This window comes from Neobacillus terrae, from assembly GCF_011393025.1.
In the GTDB taxonomy this organism is placed as follows: Bacteria; Bacillota; Bacilli; order Bacillales; family Cytobacillaceae; genus Neobacillus_A; species Neobacillus_A terrae.
This window is the reverse complement of record NZ_JAAOEO010000007.1, coordinates 87,030-104,006: the sequence shown is the minus strand read 5'-3', so window position 1 is coordinate 104,006 and position 16,977 is coordinate 87,030. Positions and strand designations below refer to the sequence as shown.

The following is a 16,977-nucleotide window of genomic DNA, read 5'->3' as shown; positions in this document are numbered from 1 at the left end:
CTAAACTATTTGTTACTATTTAGTTAAACCTGCTTTCTTCATTATTTCCTCACTGGTTTTTGCAGATGTTTTAATGATCTTTTTAAACTCTTCAGGCCCAGCATAGGTAGGTTCGGTTCCGATTTTCTTAAGCTCCTCAATTAATTTCGGATCTTTCAGTCCCTTTTTAAAAGCTTCATCTAAAATTTTAATAACTTCTTTTGGTGTATTTTTCGGAGCAAGGATTCCAGTGAATGTATCGAACCCAGGAAAACCTTGTTCGGTTTCTTTCAAGAAAGGTGCATCTTTGTAAGCATCAGCTTTTGAAGAACCCAAGTTTGCGAGAACACGAATTTTTCCTGACTGTGTAAGTGGCATTGCTTCCTGGAGCCCTACAACAGCTCCCATAATATGTCCTCCCATTAGAGCAGTGATAGACTGTGCTGAACCTTCAAATCCGACATGTTTTGTTTTAATGTTTTTTGTAACATTTAATGTCTCCATAGCAACATGCTTTGTATCACCCGTACCAGCCGTGCCATACGTGAATTTAGATGGGTTTTTCTTTACATACTCTAACCATTCTTTATACGTCTTCCACGGGGCATCGCTTTTAACCACTAATACGTTAGGGGCTGTATTTAACAAAGCTACTGGCTCAAAGTCATTTGACTTATAAGGAGTGTTTCCAAAGTTTGGTTGAATAATAAGATTACCAGTTGTCACTGAACCCAACTTGTATCCATCTGGTTTTTGCTGAAAGACTTCAGCTAATTGCACAGATCCACTTGCTCCTAATTTGTTCGATACGACTATTGATTGTTTGTTTGGCAAATGTTTACCTGCTGCTTCTACTGAAAGACGAGTAACAATATCCGCCATCCCTCCAGCCGCAAACCCTACAGTCATTTCAATTGGTTTTTTGGGATAATCCATTTCAGCTTTCGCTGACGTATTTGTTTTTGCACAACCGACTGAGATTGAACTTACAAATGCTAATAAAGCAATGGATGATAATACTCTTCTTCCTATCTTCATCATAAATCCTCCTTCGATGATAAAGCGCTTTCAACAAAATGGTTTTGATTTGACAAAGCATAATTCCACTATTAAGTAAATTCTACGTTATGAAAAATATAATACTAGAGTTTGTTGGAGTCTGACAGAAGTTCACGGGAACATCCATACTGGAGAAATTGAAGGAATGTTTTCTGAAGAAAAAGTAATAAAACTAAAATGCAAGGTCGCTTTTTGTTGTCTAATAGTATTGTTAAAACCACCCTCCCTTTCCTAATATTACCATCACAATAATAATAGCAGAATGTTACTTTCACAATTTTGAATACGTATTCAAAATTGATAAATTAAGTATATTATCATCAAAAATATTTGTCTAGTTATTTCTGAAAATTAAAATAACTATTTGTTTATATAAACAAATAGACCTATATTTTATTAGTAAAAATTATTCACTTTATAGAAGTCATTCTCCTTTTTGTAAAATGTAAAACAACATTTTAGAAGTATTTTTATTTGTTTCACGACAAAAAAATGCTGATTCACGTATTTGTCGTAAATCAGCATTTAATTTACCTTATGCTAACTCTTTATCTAAGAACGCGTAAAAGTCTACCCATTCATCAATCACTTTGGATGTAGGCTTTCCAAGTCCATGACCTGCTTTTGCTTCAAGTCGCATAACAATGGTTGATTCTGGATCTGCTTTTTCCAATAAAGTCGCTGCGAATTTTTTCGAATGAGCAGGTACAACCCGATCGTCGCTATCAGCTGTAGCAATCAGTACTGGTGGATATTTCTGTCCTTCCTTAATGTTATGCAATGGAGAGTATTTATAAAGGAACGGAAACTGCTCAGGATTCTCGGCACTTCCGTATTCAGAAATCCAGAACCGTCCGATCGTAAATTTATGATAACGAAGCATATCAATAACCGGCACACGGCAAATAACAGCTCCAAAAAGGTCTGGACGCTGGACCATACAAGCAGCAACCAGAAGGCCGCCATTAGAGCCTCCCATAATGGACAGCTTATTTTTGCTTGTATAGTTTTCTTCTATTAAATATTCTCCAGCGGAAATAAAGTCATCAAACACATTTTGTTTTTTATCCAGCATTCCCGCCTTGTGCCATTCCTCACCATATTCGGAACCGCCTCGTAGGTTGGCTACCGCATAGATTCCGCCTTTTTCAAGCCAGCGTAAAATAGCAGGATTAAAACCGGGTGTCATGCTAACATTAAAACCGCCATATCCATACAAAATGACAGGATTCTCTCCATTTATCGGAAGATCCTTTTTCATCGTTATAAACATCGGTACTTTTGTTCCATCCTTAGAGGAATAGAAAACCTGTTTCGTTTCGTACTGAGATGTATCCACCTTCAGTTCGGATTCGGCATACACTTCAAGCTCGGCTTTTGAAAAATCGTATCGGTACACAACTGTTGGACTTAAGAAGGAAGTTATGCCGAAAAACATTTCAGTTTGGTCGTGTTTTCCGGACCAATCGGTTAGTGAACCGATTGATGGAATATCAATTTGTTTATCATAACTGCCGTCTTCATTATACAAGCGAAGCTGATTATAGGCGTTACTTAAAAAGGCGACCACAAACTGCCCATTAATAAACTTAACCGCATAGATTACGTCTTCTTGCTCACTCACAATTTCCTTCCAATTATCACGTGTAGGGTTTTCAATATCGATGACAATGATTCGTCCACGAGGTGCATTCAAGTCCGTTTTAAAATAAAAAACAGAACCTTCATTATGAATATAAGTGTATTCAGCATCCTGCTTATCTAGTAAACGATTAAATTGATCATTCGAACCTATTTTTTTCAAATAGAAACGATTTTGTGCAGCCGTACCGTGGTTCACCTCAAGATAAATGTATTGATCATCATGAGATACAAATGAGGTAAACATCAGTTCCTTGTTTTCCGGGTCCTCATATATGAGGGTGTCTTTTGATTGAGGGGTACCTAATTGATGAAAATAGATCTTACTATAATTTCCTGACTCCTCTTCACTTACTGTTCCCGGTTCCGGAAAGCGGCTGTAGTAAAAACCAGAATGATCCGGTGCCCATGAAAGAGAGGAGAATTTAACCCACTGAATGTGATCCTCTAAATCTTTGCCACTCTCAATCTCTCTTACAAAAAGCTCCTGCCAGTCACTCCCGTTCTTAGATGTTGCATAGGCAAGATAACGGCCATCCCCGCTAAAGGAATAGTTGGTCATCGCAACCGTGCCATCTTCACTTAATTTATTTGGATCGATTAAAATCGATTCCTTTTCTCCATCGTTTTTATATAGAATAGCCTGGTTTTGCAAACCATCGTTTTTCTGGTAAAAAAGCTTGCCCTTTACCCTTTTCGGTACGAAAAGCTTAGGAAAATCCCACAATTCTGTAAGTCTTGTCTTGTCTTCTTCCCTGGTTGTGGTGTCGTGGAAATAAGCCTCACACTTTTCTCCTTGCTCTTTTCCCCACTCTATTGTTTCTTTACTATCTGGATCTTCCAGCCAGCGATAGGGATCTGCAACCTCCGTTCCATGAAAATCGTCTACTACATTACTTCTCATTGTCACCATTAAAAAATTCCCCCTTTTTTATGGATATTTCGACGAACGAAAGGAAAATCCTTTTTTCACTAGAATTAAAAAAGGATATCGAAAAAAAGAAAGGCAGATCACCCGCCTTTCTTCATTTTTTATGTAACTCCATCCATTTCTTAACCAAACGCTTGGGTGCTGCCCGCAAATAAGCTTCTTGAATGAGATCCTTCAATTCAACCCAGTCTTCCCCATTTGGATTTTGAATCGATACCCAGCCATGACGTCCAATATACGGGGTTTTGGAAAAATGCTCTTTTTGCAGCAATAATTCTTGCGTCTCCCGATCTGACTTGAACGACAAGCTGAATCCTTTCTCGCTTTCACCTGAGATAACGAATGATTTTCCATTGATTTTAAAAGTATTGTGACCAAAACCATCGATAATTTCAGCTGCTTCAGGCAGTGCAAGACAGATATTGCGTACTTTTTCAATCATGCCTGCCGTGTCTTGTGATTTCATCCTTTTATTCACCTTTACTATTTTGCATTCGCATCGGGTTGATGAATCCCGAATATATTGCCTTCGGTATCAATATAATATCCTTGCCAGGCCATTCCAGGCAGGGCGTATTTTGGCATGGCAACCTTTCCGCCATTCTCAAGAATTTTAATTTCCGTTGAATCATAGTTTTCCACACCCATTGTACATGCATATCCATTTAAAGCCTGGTTTGTTTCCGGCGGAGCACTTTGCCTCTGCATCAACGCACCATTGATGCCAGGTTCATCCTCCTTGCCAGTTACTGCCCCAAAGTATGGCATTCCGGCATATTCGCTCCAATCTTGAAATGTCCATCCGAATCCCTCACCATAAAACTTCTTTGCCCGCTCCATGTCACTTACATGAATTTCAAAATGAACTAATCTTCCCATGATATCCTCCTGTTTTTTCAAAAATAAACTATAACTTATTTCATCTGTTCACTTACCATTATAACGGGAATGGGGCTAAATTCAATTTTTTCCATTATTACCGGTTTTTCCAAAAAAGAGAAAGCAAAGATTATAGTTTTGCTTTCTCTTTTTTCATATTTTGTTTTACTGAGCAGCTGCTAATGGCACTAATTGTTAAATGCGGCCTTCAGCTTTTTAATCAAATGGTTTTGGTAGTGATTTTACATAGTTTACAGTAGCCTGCAGATCTTCCGGTCCAACCTCAAAATCTGTATCAAGATCTTTGATACCGTATTTGGCATTGCCATACATATAGTTATTCACTAGGACTGTATATTCTTTATTCTTATTAATCCTTGAACCATCTGGCATAAAAATGTCTACAACTTTACCGGTTTTACCGTCCCATGTGTATGTAAAACCGGCTGCATAAAATCTAATCTATATGTTTGGGTCCCATCTGCCGCAGTAAATGGAGTAATTTGGTTATTTAGAACTGGTTACCGAGTGTACCAACATCAAAATGCATTTCATTCATCACTTCTACAGTCGGTTTATCCTGGAAAAGAGCTAAATTAGCGGGCTGCCGCCGATAATATCACCAGCATGAACTAAGAGTGTGTTAGGGTTTGTTGCTTTACGAAGCTTCATAGCAGCTGCTGTATACTTCATATTCCCTGCCAGTTCTGTTCCCACTTTTGTGCTTGAATCAAGCTGGCCATGTAAATCGTTTAAGCCAAGCAACTGTACTTTTATCGGACTTAGATTTAAATTGAAGATTCCAAAACCCTTGTCATCTGTTTTATTGGTATAAGTGATATTGCTTTCTTGTTTAATATAGGCTTCTGCATTAGGAGATGTACTAAACGTCACATTTTCATCGCCTTCAATTGAAGCAATAGACCAATTGTTGTCTGCAGTAGGCGTAATCTCTTTCATTTCAGAGATATAATCCATTAAAATTTGACGGTTTTCATCAGCTGAGTCAACGACAAGCTCACTTCCTTTAACACCTGGGAAGTTTCCACCGCCGCCGACAAGGTAGTTATTTGTCACAACGATAAATTCCTGATTTGGATCCACTGGCTTACCGTTGTAAGTAAGATTCATTACACGACTTGATTCCGGATTTATCAATTTTCCAGCTGTATCGTATTTTACCGGTTTTGTTACATGGATCTGATAGTGTACTCCATCGATAACATCAAAGTTATAACCAGGGAATGAATAGTTCAATAGTGGCTGCTCTTCCGTTTTTGCCGGATCAATCTGATTAAATTTCCTTGCAGACATCTCAATCCATTCTTTCATGACATAACCTTTCACCTTTATGGCTTTTAAGGTGTTGTCATAAAGATATAAGTCTGACGCGCTTCGGATCGTTAAATCGCCTTTTTTAATTTCGGTGTATTCTGCCGGACCGTTGCCGCCTGCTTTGAATGGTGCTCCTGCAGAAAGGATTGGAAGATCTTTATACTCTGGTTTACTTTGGGCAATGTATTTTTCCACATACCATTTTTGCGCATTCGTAACGACTTGAATGGAAGGATCATCCTGAACTAATGAAAAGTAGCTGTGGATATCATCAGTCGTTTTACCGATTGGTGTATTCACATATTTCACGGTTGCCTCATGACAAGAGAGGACTAGAAATAAAGAATAGAACATAAAAAGGGGACATTTATTGTCCCCCCATTACGGTTTCCCCAATATTTAATACCTTTAATTTTTCCTTTGGCAGCTGTTCTTTTCCCCAGGCCTGATTTAATCGCTCCAATGCCTCTGGACCTGTGTCGTCTGCCAATCGGTAGGCACCGTAATGCATCGGCACAAATACCTTCGCATTCAGCTCTTTGAAGGCAGTGACACTATCCTCCGGTGAAATATGCGAAACCCTCATAAACCACTCCGGCTCATACGCACCAATTGGCATAAACACGGTATCAATTGAAAAGCGATTCCCTATTTCCTTAAAAGCTGGAAAATAACCAGTATCCCCAACGAAGTAAAAGGTTTCCTCAGGTGTTTGAAAGACCCAGCCGCCCCAATGGGAGGTATTAATATCGGTGAGAGTCCTTCTAGTCCAGTGCTGAGCCGGAACAAAATGAAGCTGGATCCCTTCAAATTCTGTCTGATCCCACCAGTTCATTTCCTTCAAACGGCGATAACCCTTTTTTCTAAAAAGTGAACCTAACCCGATAGGAACAAAATACTGAGGGTTACCCTTTAATTTTTTCAGAGTAGGGAAATCTAAATGGTCGTAATGGCCATGGGAAATGACCACGATATCAATCTTAGGCAGCTCAGATAACGCCACCCCTGGCTCTGATAATCTTTTTTTAAAGCCCATCCTCTTTGCCCATACCGGGTCCGTTAAAATATTCAGCCCGTTTAATTGAATCAAAAAAGTGGAATGGCCAATCCAGGTATAGGACGTTTTCGTCCGGTTATCCCTAACTTCTGTTATTATTTTATTGGCGGCTTGGGGAATATTGACTGTAAGGTCTTTTACCTTACTTTTTCTTTCCTTCATCCATTTCCGCATATCTTTAAATGACTTTTTATTATCAACATTGTTTAAATTAGAATATCTCATTTTCATAAGCTCACCTATGTCTAAAAATTGGAGGAAAAATGAATGGGAATTGTAACTGAAGCAAAGTTTCATTTATTTAAAGAAAAAATACTATCCCTACAATTGCCATTATCCGATAATGACCTTTTGAATTCAAATTTCTTGTTACAAAAGGATGAAGCGAAAAAACTAGAAGTTTATTACACCCCATTTGATTACATAAATGAGAAAGCCAAAGTGGTAATAGCCGGCATTACACCTGGGCTTCACCAAATGAAAAAAGCCTATACAGCAGTGAAAGAAAATCAACACTTAAGTGATGAAGAGCTCCTTCATGAGGGGAAGAAAAGTGCCAGCTTTGAGGGATCCATGCGAAAAAATCTCATTGCCATGCTGGATGAATTGGAGCTGCCGAGACATCTTGGGATAACATCTTCAGGAGAACTTTTTACTACAGCCAGTCACATTGTTTACAATACCTCCATCCTGCCACATGCTGTATTTTTTAATCACCAGAACTTTAACGGCTCACGGCCCAATATTTTAAAAACCGGCATGCTGCAGGATTATGTAAGAAATTCTTTTATGAAGGATATCTCCCGGCTTGAAAATCCTCTTATTATTCCCTTAGGGGTGAATGTAAGCAAAGCTCTCGATTACTTTTATAAAAATAACCCGATTGTAAAGGGATTTCCCCATCCTTCGGGAAGCAACGGTCATCGACACCGACAATTTCGAGAAAATAAAGAAGTTATGGGAGACAGATTGAGGAATATTTTCCACAGAATATATGAGAACTTTGTAGATAATCGCTGGGTCTTTTTCACCAAGATTCCACTTGCTCTAAACGAGTATGGCGACACACGAAGTGAGTGAAAGTTGTTTTGAATCGAAAAAGGTCAGGTATGATTAGGGGACGATTTCCACAATGTATCTTGGCACCAAGGCCACACGGGTATTTACAATTGAGAGATACCAGCAGATACATCTAAAAGGCCTACTACCGTGAAGGAAGCAGGCCTTTATTTTTAAAAGGCAGGAGCAGGTAATTCGCCAATTTTTATACGAAGTAAACTATAAGGTTTTTGTCGTAAATCTCTTTCATAATGAAATCTGGCCTGCCGATGTAATTGGTTTACAATGAAATATAAGTATCCATCAGGGCCAATTGAAAATGTATCCGGCCATAGTATTCTTGGATCATGTGCAATGGTTTCCATTGTTCCATTTGGCAAAATTCTTCGAATGCTATTATTTTCATAGTCTCCGGCATAAACAATTCCTTTTGCATCGGTGATCATTCCATCAGATGCACCTTTTTCTCCCCAATACTCCACCTGATAAATTAAATTTGCATCCGGTATCGTTCGGTCTCTTAGGGCTTCTGTTGATATGGAAAAAAGATGACGGCTGGTAAGCGGGCAAAAAAATAAAATCCTGCCATCGGGAGAAATTGCAATTCCATCGGACGCCAATCTAAATGGGGAAGTTGAACCATCTCTGTTTCGATTCATCAGAATTTCCCCTTCTACTTTCGGCAAAAAATAGGGATCGGGAGAAGTGGAATTTGCACCACTTAATCGTCTAAACGCATTCCCATTATCTAAATCCACCACGATAATAGCTCCTGGTCCTCTAGATGAGGAATCGGTAATATATGCATATCCGGCTCTACCAACACGAAAATCAAAACGGACATCATTTAAATAAGTTGTTGGCAGGACGACATCCTGTGAAAAGGTTAATACCCTTCGAATTGTATTGGTCGCTAAATCAACTGCAACTAATTTTGCCCCGCCTATAATCGGTTCTGAAAAATTTGGTGCTGCAGTATCTAATACCCAAAGCGTTCCCCTTCCATCAGCAACTACACTTTGGACACTGATGAAAGACATGGTGATATTCCCGGGATTAACCAAATTGGTTTCTAAATTTGGGTAAGGCTGCAATTCATCTCCAACAATTTCCGCCACCGTAAATTTCACATCGTCTCCCCATTTCGGAAAGCATACGAAAATACGGCCTGTTTCTGAAACACTAACACCCGTGGGCATTGCCCCAAAAAATGTATAAACAAGTTCTAACTGACCGAAATATTTTTCCATAGGTAACATAGGATTCATGATATCCTCCTCATTATGTTCGCAAGGGATATCATCTATATATGATTCTAATTCGTGACTAGTGCTTGGACATAAATGAGTTCTTTTCTTTAGTGTGTGTTGTGGCTGATGACAGGATGAATATCATTAAATAGACGCTACCTTTTGTAGTAGCGTCTCAAAATTTATAAACAAACCTCTTGTTTGTTACTCATTCAGGTAATCAAAAACAAGAGAAATAAATAAGTGACCAATATTAAGAATGGAATACTCATCCACATCAAATTTACAATGATGATGTGGGTAAATTGCTCCTATTTTCTCATTACCTCCGCCCACAAAAAGAAACTCCCGGGAACTTTTTGTAAGTAATAGGCGAAGTCTTCTCCTGCCCTTATAGGTGCTAAATGTTTTACTTTACCATCAATCAATAGTGCCTTTCCTACTTTTTCAACCCTTGCCGTCTCATTAGGATGGTTACAACACCCCCTTGTATAATGTACGGCCACACTTGCTCCTCCCAGCTTCACAAGTTGCATTTGCAATTTGATTGATCGACTGTTCAATTAATTCTCTGACACTTTCATCGAAGCTTCTAACGGTACCGGTAATCTTCGCGCTGTTAGCAATTACATTAAATGCATCACCTGCAGCAAATATCCCCACAGTTAGAACGGCAGGCTTTAACGGGTATACCCTTCGGCTGACAATTTGCTGAAGGTTAGAAACCAATTGACAAACAATCACTAGGGAATCAACAGTCAAATGGGGCGTTCCACCGTGTCCGCCTTTTCCGCAAATATCGATCTCGAAGGCATCCATTGCAGCCATTATCGGTCCCTCTCCCACACCGATCGTACCAATGTCTAGGGTAGACCAAACATGAGCACCATAAATCACATGACCCCTTCCAGGCATCCATCTTCCATCATTGATATTGCCCCGCCAGGAATCTTTACCTCAGCGAATTGATGGATAAAGACAACATTGCCCTGGATTGCAGATTTAGCTTCGCTAAGAACCCTTGCAACTCCCAGTATGGCTGCAGTGTGAATATCGTGACCGCAGGCATGCATCACTCCCGGAATACGAGACTTGTATTCTGTTTCTTTTTCATCTTGTATTGGCAGCGCGTCAAAATCTGCCGTAACGCTACTGTTTTGCCAGGCTTCTCTCCTCTTAATACCCCCACAACACCTCTACCGCCAACCTTACTTCTTACTTCTTACTTCTAATCCTAAACCTTCAAGATAATCTGCTATTTTTTGTGGCGTATTAACTTCCTCAAATGATAGTTCTGTATACATATGCAGGTCCGTGCGAAATTGAATTAACTCTGGAAAAAATCATTTAACCTATTAAACAAATGATCTATCAATCTTGCTCGCCCCCCTTACTTATTATTTAATAACACAGAACATAGAACTGCTCCTTTTACTATTTCTTTGTATTCTTTTTAAAAAACTTTATGTGTTTTCTTCCGGGAAGTAAGTTTATTTGGTTGTTTAAATCTGGATATGAACCTGACTCCAATACTTTCATGTCCAATATTGGGGTATTTTTCATCGATTAACTGCAGGACCAATATATGATGATCATTTTCATTCGAGTGTATTCGTTCGATTGTCAAAGTACCAGCATAGGCTTTCCCAGCGATAGTAACCAATACACAATAAGTTCCTTCCGCAGGGATTAAATAATCTTTTAATGTAACAATGCTTCTTGTTCCAGCACCTGGAACAGGATTATATTGCTCAACGATTGCCCATATAGAATAGGAACGGCCTAATAATTCATTTACTTTGGAAAGGTGGCCCTGGTTTAAATACTCCCTAATAATTGTACTGCCCACCTTTGTTTCATAACGGACAATGGATTTAACAATTTCTACCTCATAACGACCTGCCGATCTCGTTTTTAAATAATCGGCATCTCCGATTCCTTTGGTTCCAAATTTGTAATCGAAACCAACTATAGCGTATTTCATATTTAATGGGACCAAAAAGCAGTCAATGAAATCATCAGGTGTTAACCTTGAGAGCTCATGATTAAATTCAACAACATAGACTATGTTAACACCCATGGTTTTAAAAATATCCAACTTGTCTTCCAAAGGTGTTAAGCACTTTGAATAGTCCCCTTTACCAAGCACTTTTTTAGGATGAGGATGAAATGTCATAACTGCACTAGCCAGCTTCCTATCTTTTGCAATTTGTATTCCGGTTTTTATGACCTGTTGATGCCCTATATGAACTCCATCAAAATAACCGATAGAAACAGCTGTTGCAGGAAATTCTTCTAATACATCTAAAGGGTAAGACAAGTAGTGTACTTTCAACAAATTCACACCTTTTAAGAGATTCTTGGTGAAAACGATGTTCATTCACCTGATACAATTATTAAAAAAAGGACAAATAGTAGATTAAAAAGTTAACCTGACTATGTCCTTTTCATAAGGATTAAGTTTATTTAACAATAGGTTCTTTGGGTTCTAATTCTGTTGTAAAACTTCCGAATTCACGATGAAAATACAAAAGTGGATCTTTTAATTCTCCCAAGCTCACATGTTCCACACGGCCAATAAATATCGTATGGTCACCAGCCTCTACAACTTGATCTACTTTGCAGTGAACATGTGCCAGCGCATCCTTTACCATATGAGTTTTTCCGAAAGAGTCAAAATCAACAAATTCTTCAAAAAACTTAGGAGTTCCGGGTTTGGCTCCTGCTTTTGCTACGTCTGTTTGATCGTTAGTTAATAAACTTACACCAAATCTTTGCTGTTCCTTTATCGCCACGCTGCTGGCATTACTTGTGAATAAACTGACTAACATTAACGGAGGGGACATAGAAATGGAGCAGCAAGCACTAACTGTTACTCCCCACGGACGTCCATCAATTTCGGTTGTAACTACTGTAACCCCAGCAGCTAAACGCCCCATTGCCTCTTTGAATAAATCTGTAACATGTTCCATATACTCATCCTCCCATCTTAAGTGTGTAAACAATATCAAAGAATTTAGTAGTAAGTTATTTTCATATAAGGCAAAAGCTTAAAAAATTTCTCCCTTACTTTCTATAGTTTTAAGTTGTTTTGAGACGGATTTTTTTGACAGTATAAAAAATAAGGCTGCTCCTAATATTGCTGAAGAGACAAAACTGACGTCAATTCCGCCAAAGGTATTGGCAAGCGGCCCAGCAAATACAGTCGTATTGGTGAATAACAAGCCTACAATTAAACCAAGCACCCATGATATGATGGCTGGTATGTTATAGCCATTTGAGTACCAATATGAACCGCCTTTTGCTTGATGGAGGTCTAAGGGATCGTACTGTCCTTTGACCAAATAGTAACCAACCAATTTTATGGTAAGCCATGGAGAAATTGCTACCACAATAAGTGTTACAAATGCATTTATTAAATCAAGAAGGTCATAAACGAAGACAGCAAAGAAAACTACTATAATACTTACAATACTAACGATGACCGTTGTTAAGATCCTGTTAATCCCCCATCCCATCGTTTCCAAGCCAAGACCAGCACCATAAATGCAAAAGCTGCCTTGTGTTAAGCTTCCAACTAGACCCATTAGTATTAACGGCAAAACAAACCAGGCTGGAGACATTTCGATGATTCCTTGAATTAAAGGGGTATCAGGATTATTTAAAATGGTGGTCACGTATGCTGCACAAATCATGGTGATCCAGCAGCCCATGAAAATCCCTGCTCCAGTTCCAAACATGATTGAACGTGCACTGGTTTTGCCAGGTACATAACGAGTATAATCATTGATAAACGGGGCCAGTGAAATTGGTATGGATAATGCTACACTAGCAGATAACAGCCAGGTAGCCCAATAACCGCCAAGAAGATAATTTCCTCCGTGATAGGATGCATCGAATTGCGGTGAAAAAACAAGAAGTGTTAAAAGAAGGATGGCACCAAGTACCCAGGTACCGATTTTTTCTATTACTACTACTAACGAATGTCCAAATGTAGCTACAATACTAATGAGAATACAAATAAGCAATGCTCCAATTGCAAGACTTCCCTGTCCCTTGGGCAGGCCAAGTAATTTGTTACCCCCATAAACAATCGATTCGGCCCCTGTCCATACTACGAGAGAATAAAATCCTATCGCGACAATTACCGTTAAGACCGCGCCTACGATTCTGCCTTTCGTTCCAAAATGGGCACCGCTGCTTACAATTCCATTTGTGCCTGTTTTTTGACCGAATAAAGAGATTGGAGCTACAACAACACAACCGACTAATAACCCTATGGTAATCGCAAAAAACGAGTCCCACCAGCCTAATCCAAAAAGTACAGGAAGAGCACCGATTAGCATAATTGGATAACAATATTGCGCCCCGCCAAGTACAAAAAATAGATTCATTGGCTTTGATTTCCTGTCTTCTTCAGGAATAAAATCTATTCCACGGAGTTCCAGCCTGCTTTCCTGTACCATTTTATTTTCCATTTCCAAATTCCTGCACCGCCTTTATCTTTTCTCTTGCCTGATAAGATTTCTCTGAAATTTTCATAGTGTTCCAAATAAATTTACTTAGAGATTTTTATCATAAATTTAAGACGGCTTCGCGCTGCGGTGAAAGGTAGGATGTCCAAATGTTTAAGGCTCGGGTGCTGAACGAATGAAGGATGATTTCCTTGCACCGGATATACAATCCTGATATTAACCACGCTATGAATCATGGGATCTCGTTTATCCATACCCATGCCATAGCGTGGTCATAAGCCTGAAGAACTAGTTATTGTTGAAATCTAATTTTAAAATATTTAAATTTTTCTGTCATTTCATTCGACAAAACTACTCATCTTTTGCTATAATTATGTTCATGTTCCATGGTTGTAAGCGGACAATTCTCTCAGGATTATTTCAAATCCACAGCATACAATCTTTTAATTTCCCTTCGAACTTTTGGCAATTCAAGATGCTCCCGGATAAAGTCAACATACTCTTTACGATTGTAAGATCTATAAAGCTCGGATTGGACAACCGGTGCATTGGTCGAATTTGTATTTTCAAATAGTGCTACCCTTGTTGCATGACTGCCGCATGCAAGGTCCCATAAAAAGTTAAAGAATTTGTTTTTCTCACGTGCGGAAACTCCAGCACCTGGGAGATATTCCTCCAGAACTGGGCCTACTTCTGGATTGTCCCACACTTTGCTCGTAAAACGGCTAATTAAACCCTGACCACTTAAGTCGCGCAGAATGTGCATGACTCGTGGATAGTGAAGGATGGATTGCAGTCTTCCGGCTGTTACAAATTCAGTGGAAGGAACCAGAACACCATTCCAAAGTTCCGCTTCTTCTTCTGACGCGAGAATATGAGCTTTGAGTGATGCTGAATAAGATATTACTTCAGAAACCGAATCTCTGACGCCCTGAAAGGAATCTGTTCCAAGGATGTCTACAATAGTTTGGGCTGCTCCTACGAAAATTTCTGAGCGGTACATTAGGCGGGCTAAAATATGCCAGTGACAAAGTGCGCAGGATTCCCTGTATAAGCCCAGTAATCTAGTATTTCCTAAGCTGAAGATGTATTCATTTGGAATGAACACATGATCAAAAAGCATCATGTTATCTGTTTCCTCACCGAATGAATCAATCGGGTGATCTTCAAATTCTGAAATTGGATTCGTGACTGGCTCTCGAAGTACTAATGTTAAGCCTGGTGAATTGATTGGCACTGCACACCATAGTGCGGCATCAGGGTCCAGATTAGGGGAAGTAGCAGTGGATACAGTTGCGAAATGACCTTGAACGCCTACAGAACCACACGGTTTTGCTCCGCATAAAACTACTCCATCAGCCCGTTTTTCTACAACCCTTAAGAGTCCTTTCTTCTGGCTAGGCGGTAAATTTTTGTCTGTTTGAACATCCGGAATCAAATCAGCACTAATAACATTATGTTTTTGGCTAAACTCAATAAATTTTCTAACGTTTTCTGCATATTGTCGATTTTCTTTTTCAATCTTATCAATAATTGAAAGGAATCCCATTGCCATCATTGAGCCATAATCATTCGGACGACCAAAAACACCAAACGTATGATAAGTACTTAAACGGAGCATTTCCCGCCGAAGTTTTAAATCTTCTTTTGTTTTAGGCACCAGCCAGCCAGTACTATACCTTTTACCATCTTCCGGATTAATAAATGTTGTTATATCCCTTGTCTCAGGATCGAATTGTGAATCATAAACTTTTGCCAGGTTGTCAATTCCCCTTTTTAAAGCGGGATGCTTGGTCACGTCTTGAATTACATTTCCTTGAGCATCGATGACTCTTCTGCCATCCCTTAAGCTTTCTTTATACTGTTCTCCAGTCATTAAGTGAGGATCCTGGCCCTTACTCAACACTTCTCTAAGTTTATTAGTGGTAGCGATTACGGTCATATTTATTAAACCCCTTCCAATGCATTTGTTTTTAATTCAGGAATTCGACCATCGTAATATGGGAGCTCGACTGTGCGTGGTACATAGGTTCCATCGTTAATACATTTTCTTACATGGAGTGCGATCTCTTCTAAGGTCGCAAACCACACATTTCCTTTATCAAGCATGGTTTGAATCATTTTATCGACACTAACACACCTTGCCAATCTCCCTGTTACAAAGGGGTGCCAGACAGATATCCACATGCCGCCATGTTCCCATGCTGCTTCAAATTCTGACATATACACCTCCATTGCACGATTAGGTGAATTAATTGGCATCATATAGTCCAGATCTCCATTGTGGGTATATTGCGGCCAGTCATCCATTCCCCAATGAGTCGGCAATTCAATAACCTCTTTAGATGACTTCTTATCTTTCAATACATAAGGTATATCGTCTGCCATTAATGAAGAATCATATAAAAACCCTTCTTTTGCTAAAAACTCCAGAGAATTCTTAGAGAAATTATACATAGGTGCTCTCCATCCACGAGGACGTTTGCCTGAGAATTTAGTTATCACTTCTATCCCGCGCTGCAGCCAATATAATTCTTCTTCTCCAGTTAATTCATTTGGATGTTCATGAATATAACCGTGATGTCCTAACTCATGACCATCTTTCAAAATTAATTCCACCGTTCTTGGATACCTTTCAATACACCATGCAGGGACGAAGAAGGTTTGTTTTAGATCATATTTTTTGTACATATTTAGAATCCGCGGAATCGCTATTTCGTCATATTTCAGCCATGAAGCAGTGGAAACTTTCGTATCTGCCGAATCTGGATGAGCCAAATGAAGGATACTGTCAGTGTCCATATCAAAAGTAATGGCAACTGCACACTTTGCGCCATTAGGCCATGGAACAGGATTAGTAATCATTTATTTTCCTCCTCTCTTATTCTCCATCAGCAACTACGGCAATTGCTTCCACTTCAATGAGAAGATCTTCAAAGGCAAAGCCTGAAATTCGTATGGCTGTACCAACTGGACCGGGATCGGCCAGATATTCCATCCGAACCCTGGTCATTTTTTCCCAGAACTCAGTAGCTTCACTCTCATCACCATTAAACACATAGTAAGTATTCAGCTTTACGATATCCTTCATATCAGCTCCAGCTTCGTTAAGAACTTTTTTAATATTTTCAAAGACGTTTCTGGTTTGAACTTCGATATCCCCAACACCAATTGTTTTTCCGTTTTCATCTGCAGAAATTTGTCCGCCTACGAAAATTAAATTCCCAACCTTCCAGCCCTGAGAAAAAGGAACGGGCATACTCCAATTCCAATGATTATCAGGCATGATTCTGGTTTTTTCCATGACTACAC

The 16,977-nt window shown here is 39.2% G+C and carries 14 protein-coding genes and 2 pseudogenes; 1 reads left to right on the top strand and 15 read right to left on the bottom strand.

What is annotated here, in order from left to right:
- Positions 1-15: 15 nt before the first annotated feature.
- From G8761_RS12270 to G8761_RS12245, 7 genes and pseudogenes are all read right to left on the bottom strand, one after another.
- Positions 16-1,020 carry a Bug family tripartite tricarboxylate transporter substrate binding protein gene (locus tag G8761_RS12270; RefSeq protein WP_166027034.1) on the bottom strand — a complete coding sequence of 335 codons (1,005 nt, stop codon included), beginning with the start codon at positions 1,018-1,020 and terminating at the stop codon, positions 16-18.
- Between the two features lie 553 nt (positions 1,021-1,573).
- Positions 1,574-3,592, bottom strand: coding sequence for a prolyl oligopeptidase family serine peptidase (locus tag G8761_RS12265; RefSeq protein WP_166027033.1), 2,019 nt, complete (start codon positions 3,590-3,592; stop codon positions 1,574-1,576).
- Positions 3,593-3,704: 112 nt separating this feature from the next.
- On the bottom strand, positions 3,705-4,076 hold the full coding sequence (locus G8761_RS12260) for an MmcQ/YjbR family DNA-binding protein (protein WP_166027031.1): 372 nt from the start codon (positions 4,074-4,076) through the stop codon (positions 3,705-3,707).
- A 17-nt stretch (positions 4,077-4,093) separates the two neighbouring features.
- Positions 4,094-4,489 carry a VOC family protein gene (locus G8761_RS12255; RefSeq protein WP_166027029.1) on the bottom strand — a complete coding sequence of 132 codons (396 nt, stop codon included), beginning with the start codon at positions 4,487-4,489 and terminating at the stop codon, positions 4,094-4,096.
- 216 nt (positions 4,490-4,705) lie between these two features.
- Entirely contained in the window at positions 4,706-4,951 is a 246-nt protein-coding gene (locus G8761_RS28075; RefSeq protein WP_420800248.1) for a 5'-nucleotidase C-terminal domain-containing protein, read from the bottom strand.
- 58 nt (positions 4,952-5,009) lie between these two features.
- Positions 5,010-6,145 (bottom strand): annotated as a pseudogene (locus G8761_RS12250) (5'-nucleotidase C-terminal domain-containing protein); the annotation flags it as partial.
- A 46-nt stretch (positions 6,146-6,191) separates the two neighbouring features.
- Positions 6,192-7,112 (bottom strand): MBL fold metallo-hydrolase, encoded by a 921-nt coding sequence (locus G8761_RS12245; RefSeq protein WP_166027028.1) that lies wholly within the window; start codon positions 7,110-7,112, stop codon positions 6,192-6,194.
- 36 nt (positions 7,113-7,148) lie between these two features.
- Here G8761_RS12245 and G8761_RS12240 point away from each other — a divergent pair, with 36 nt between their 5' ends.
- Complete coding sequence (locus G8761_RS12240) at positions 7,149-7,961, top strand: uracil-DNA glycosylase family protein (RefSeq protein ID WP_207789196.1); 813 nt, start codon at positions 7,149-7,151, stop codon at positions 7,959-7,961.
- Positions 7,962-8,113: 152 nt separating this feature from the next.
- Here the strand turns inward: G8761_RS12240 and G8761_RS12235 are convergent, their stop codons facing one another.
- From G8761_RS12235 to G8761_RS12200, 8 genes and pseudogenes are all read right to left on the bottom strand, one after another.
- Positions 8,114-9,208, bottom strand: coding sequence for an L-dopachrome tautomerase-related protein (locus tag G8761_RS12235; protein WP_166027026.1), 1,095 nt, complete (start codon positions 9,206-9,208; stop codon positions 8,114-8,116).
- Positions 9,209-9,394: 186 nt separating this feature from the next.
- Positions 9,395-10,565 (bottom strand): annotated as a pseudogene (locus tag G8761_RS28070) (amidohydrolase).
- A 78-nt stretch (positions 10,566-10,643) separates the two neighbouring features.
- Positions 10,644-11,525, bottom strand: coding sequence for a bifunctional riboflavin kinase/FAD synthetase (locus G8761_RS12225; RefSeq protein WP_166027024.1), 882 nt, complete (start codon positions 11,523-11,525; stop codon positions 10,644-10,646).
- A gap of 127 nt (positions 11,526-11,652) precedes the next feature.
- Positions 11,653-12,162, bottom strand: a complete 510-nt coding sequence (locus tag G8761_RS12220; RefSeq protein WP_166027022.1) for a flavin reductase family protein — start codon at positions 12,160-12,162, stop codon at positions 11,653-11,655.
- A gap of 78 nt (positions 12,163-12,240) precedes the next feature.
- Positions 12,241-13,668 carry a purine-cytosine permease family protein gene (locus tag G8761_RS12215; RefSeq protein ID WP_166027020.1) on the bottom strand — a complete coding sequence of 476 codons (1,428 nt, stop codon included), beginning with the start codon at positions 13,666-13,668 and terminating at the stop codon, positions 12,241-12,243.
- Between the two features lie 412 nt (positions 13,669-14,080).
- Positions 14,081-15,607, bottom strand: coding sequence for a 4-hydroxyphenylacetate 3-hydroxylase N-terminal domain-containing protein (locus G8761_RS12210; protein WP_166027018.1), 1,527 nt, complete (start codon positions 15,605-15,607; stop codon positions 14,081-14,083).
- 5 nt (positions 15,608-15,612) lie between these two features.
- Complete coding sequence (locus tag G8761_RS12205; RefSeq protein WP_166027016.1) at positions 15,613-16,530, bottom strand: polysaccharide deacetylase family protein; 918 nt, start codon at positions 16,528-16,530, stop codon at positions 15,613-15,615.
- A 16-nt stretch (positions 16,531-16,546) separates the two neighbouring features.
- Complete coding sequence (locus G8761_RS12200) at positions 16,547-16,969, bottom strand: RidA family protein (protein WP_166027014.1); 423 nt, start codon at positions 16,967-16,969, stop codon at positions 16,547-16,549.
- Positions 16,970-16,977 lie beyond the last annotated feature (8 nt).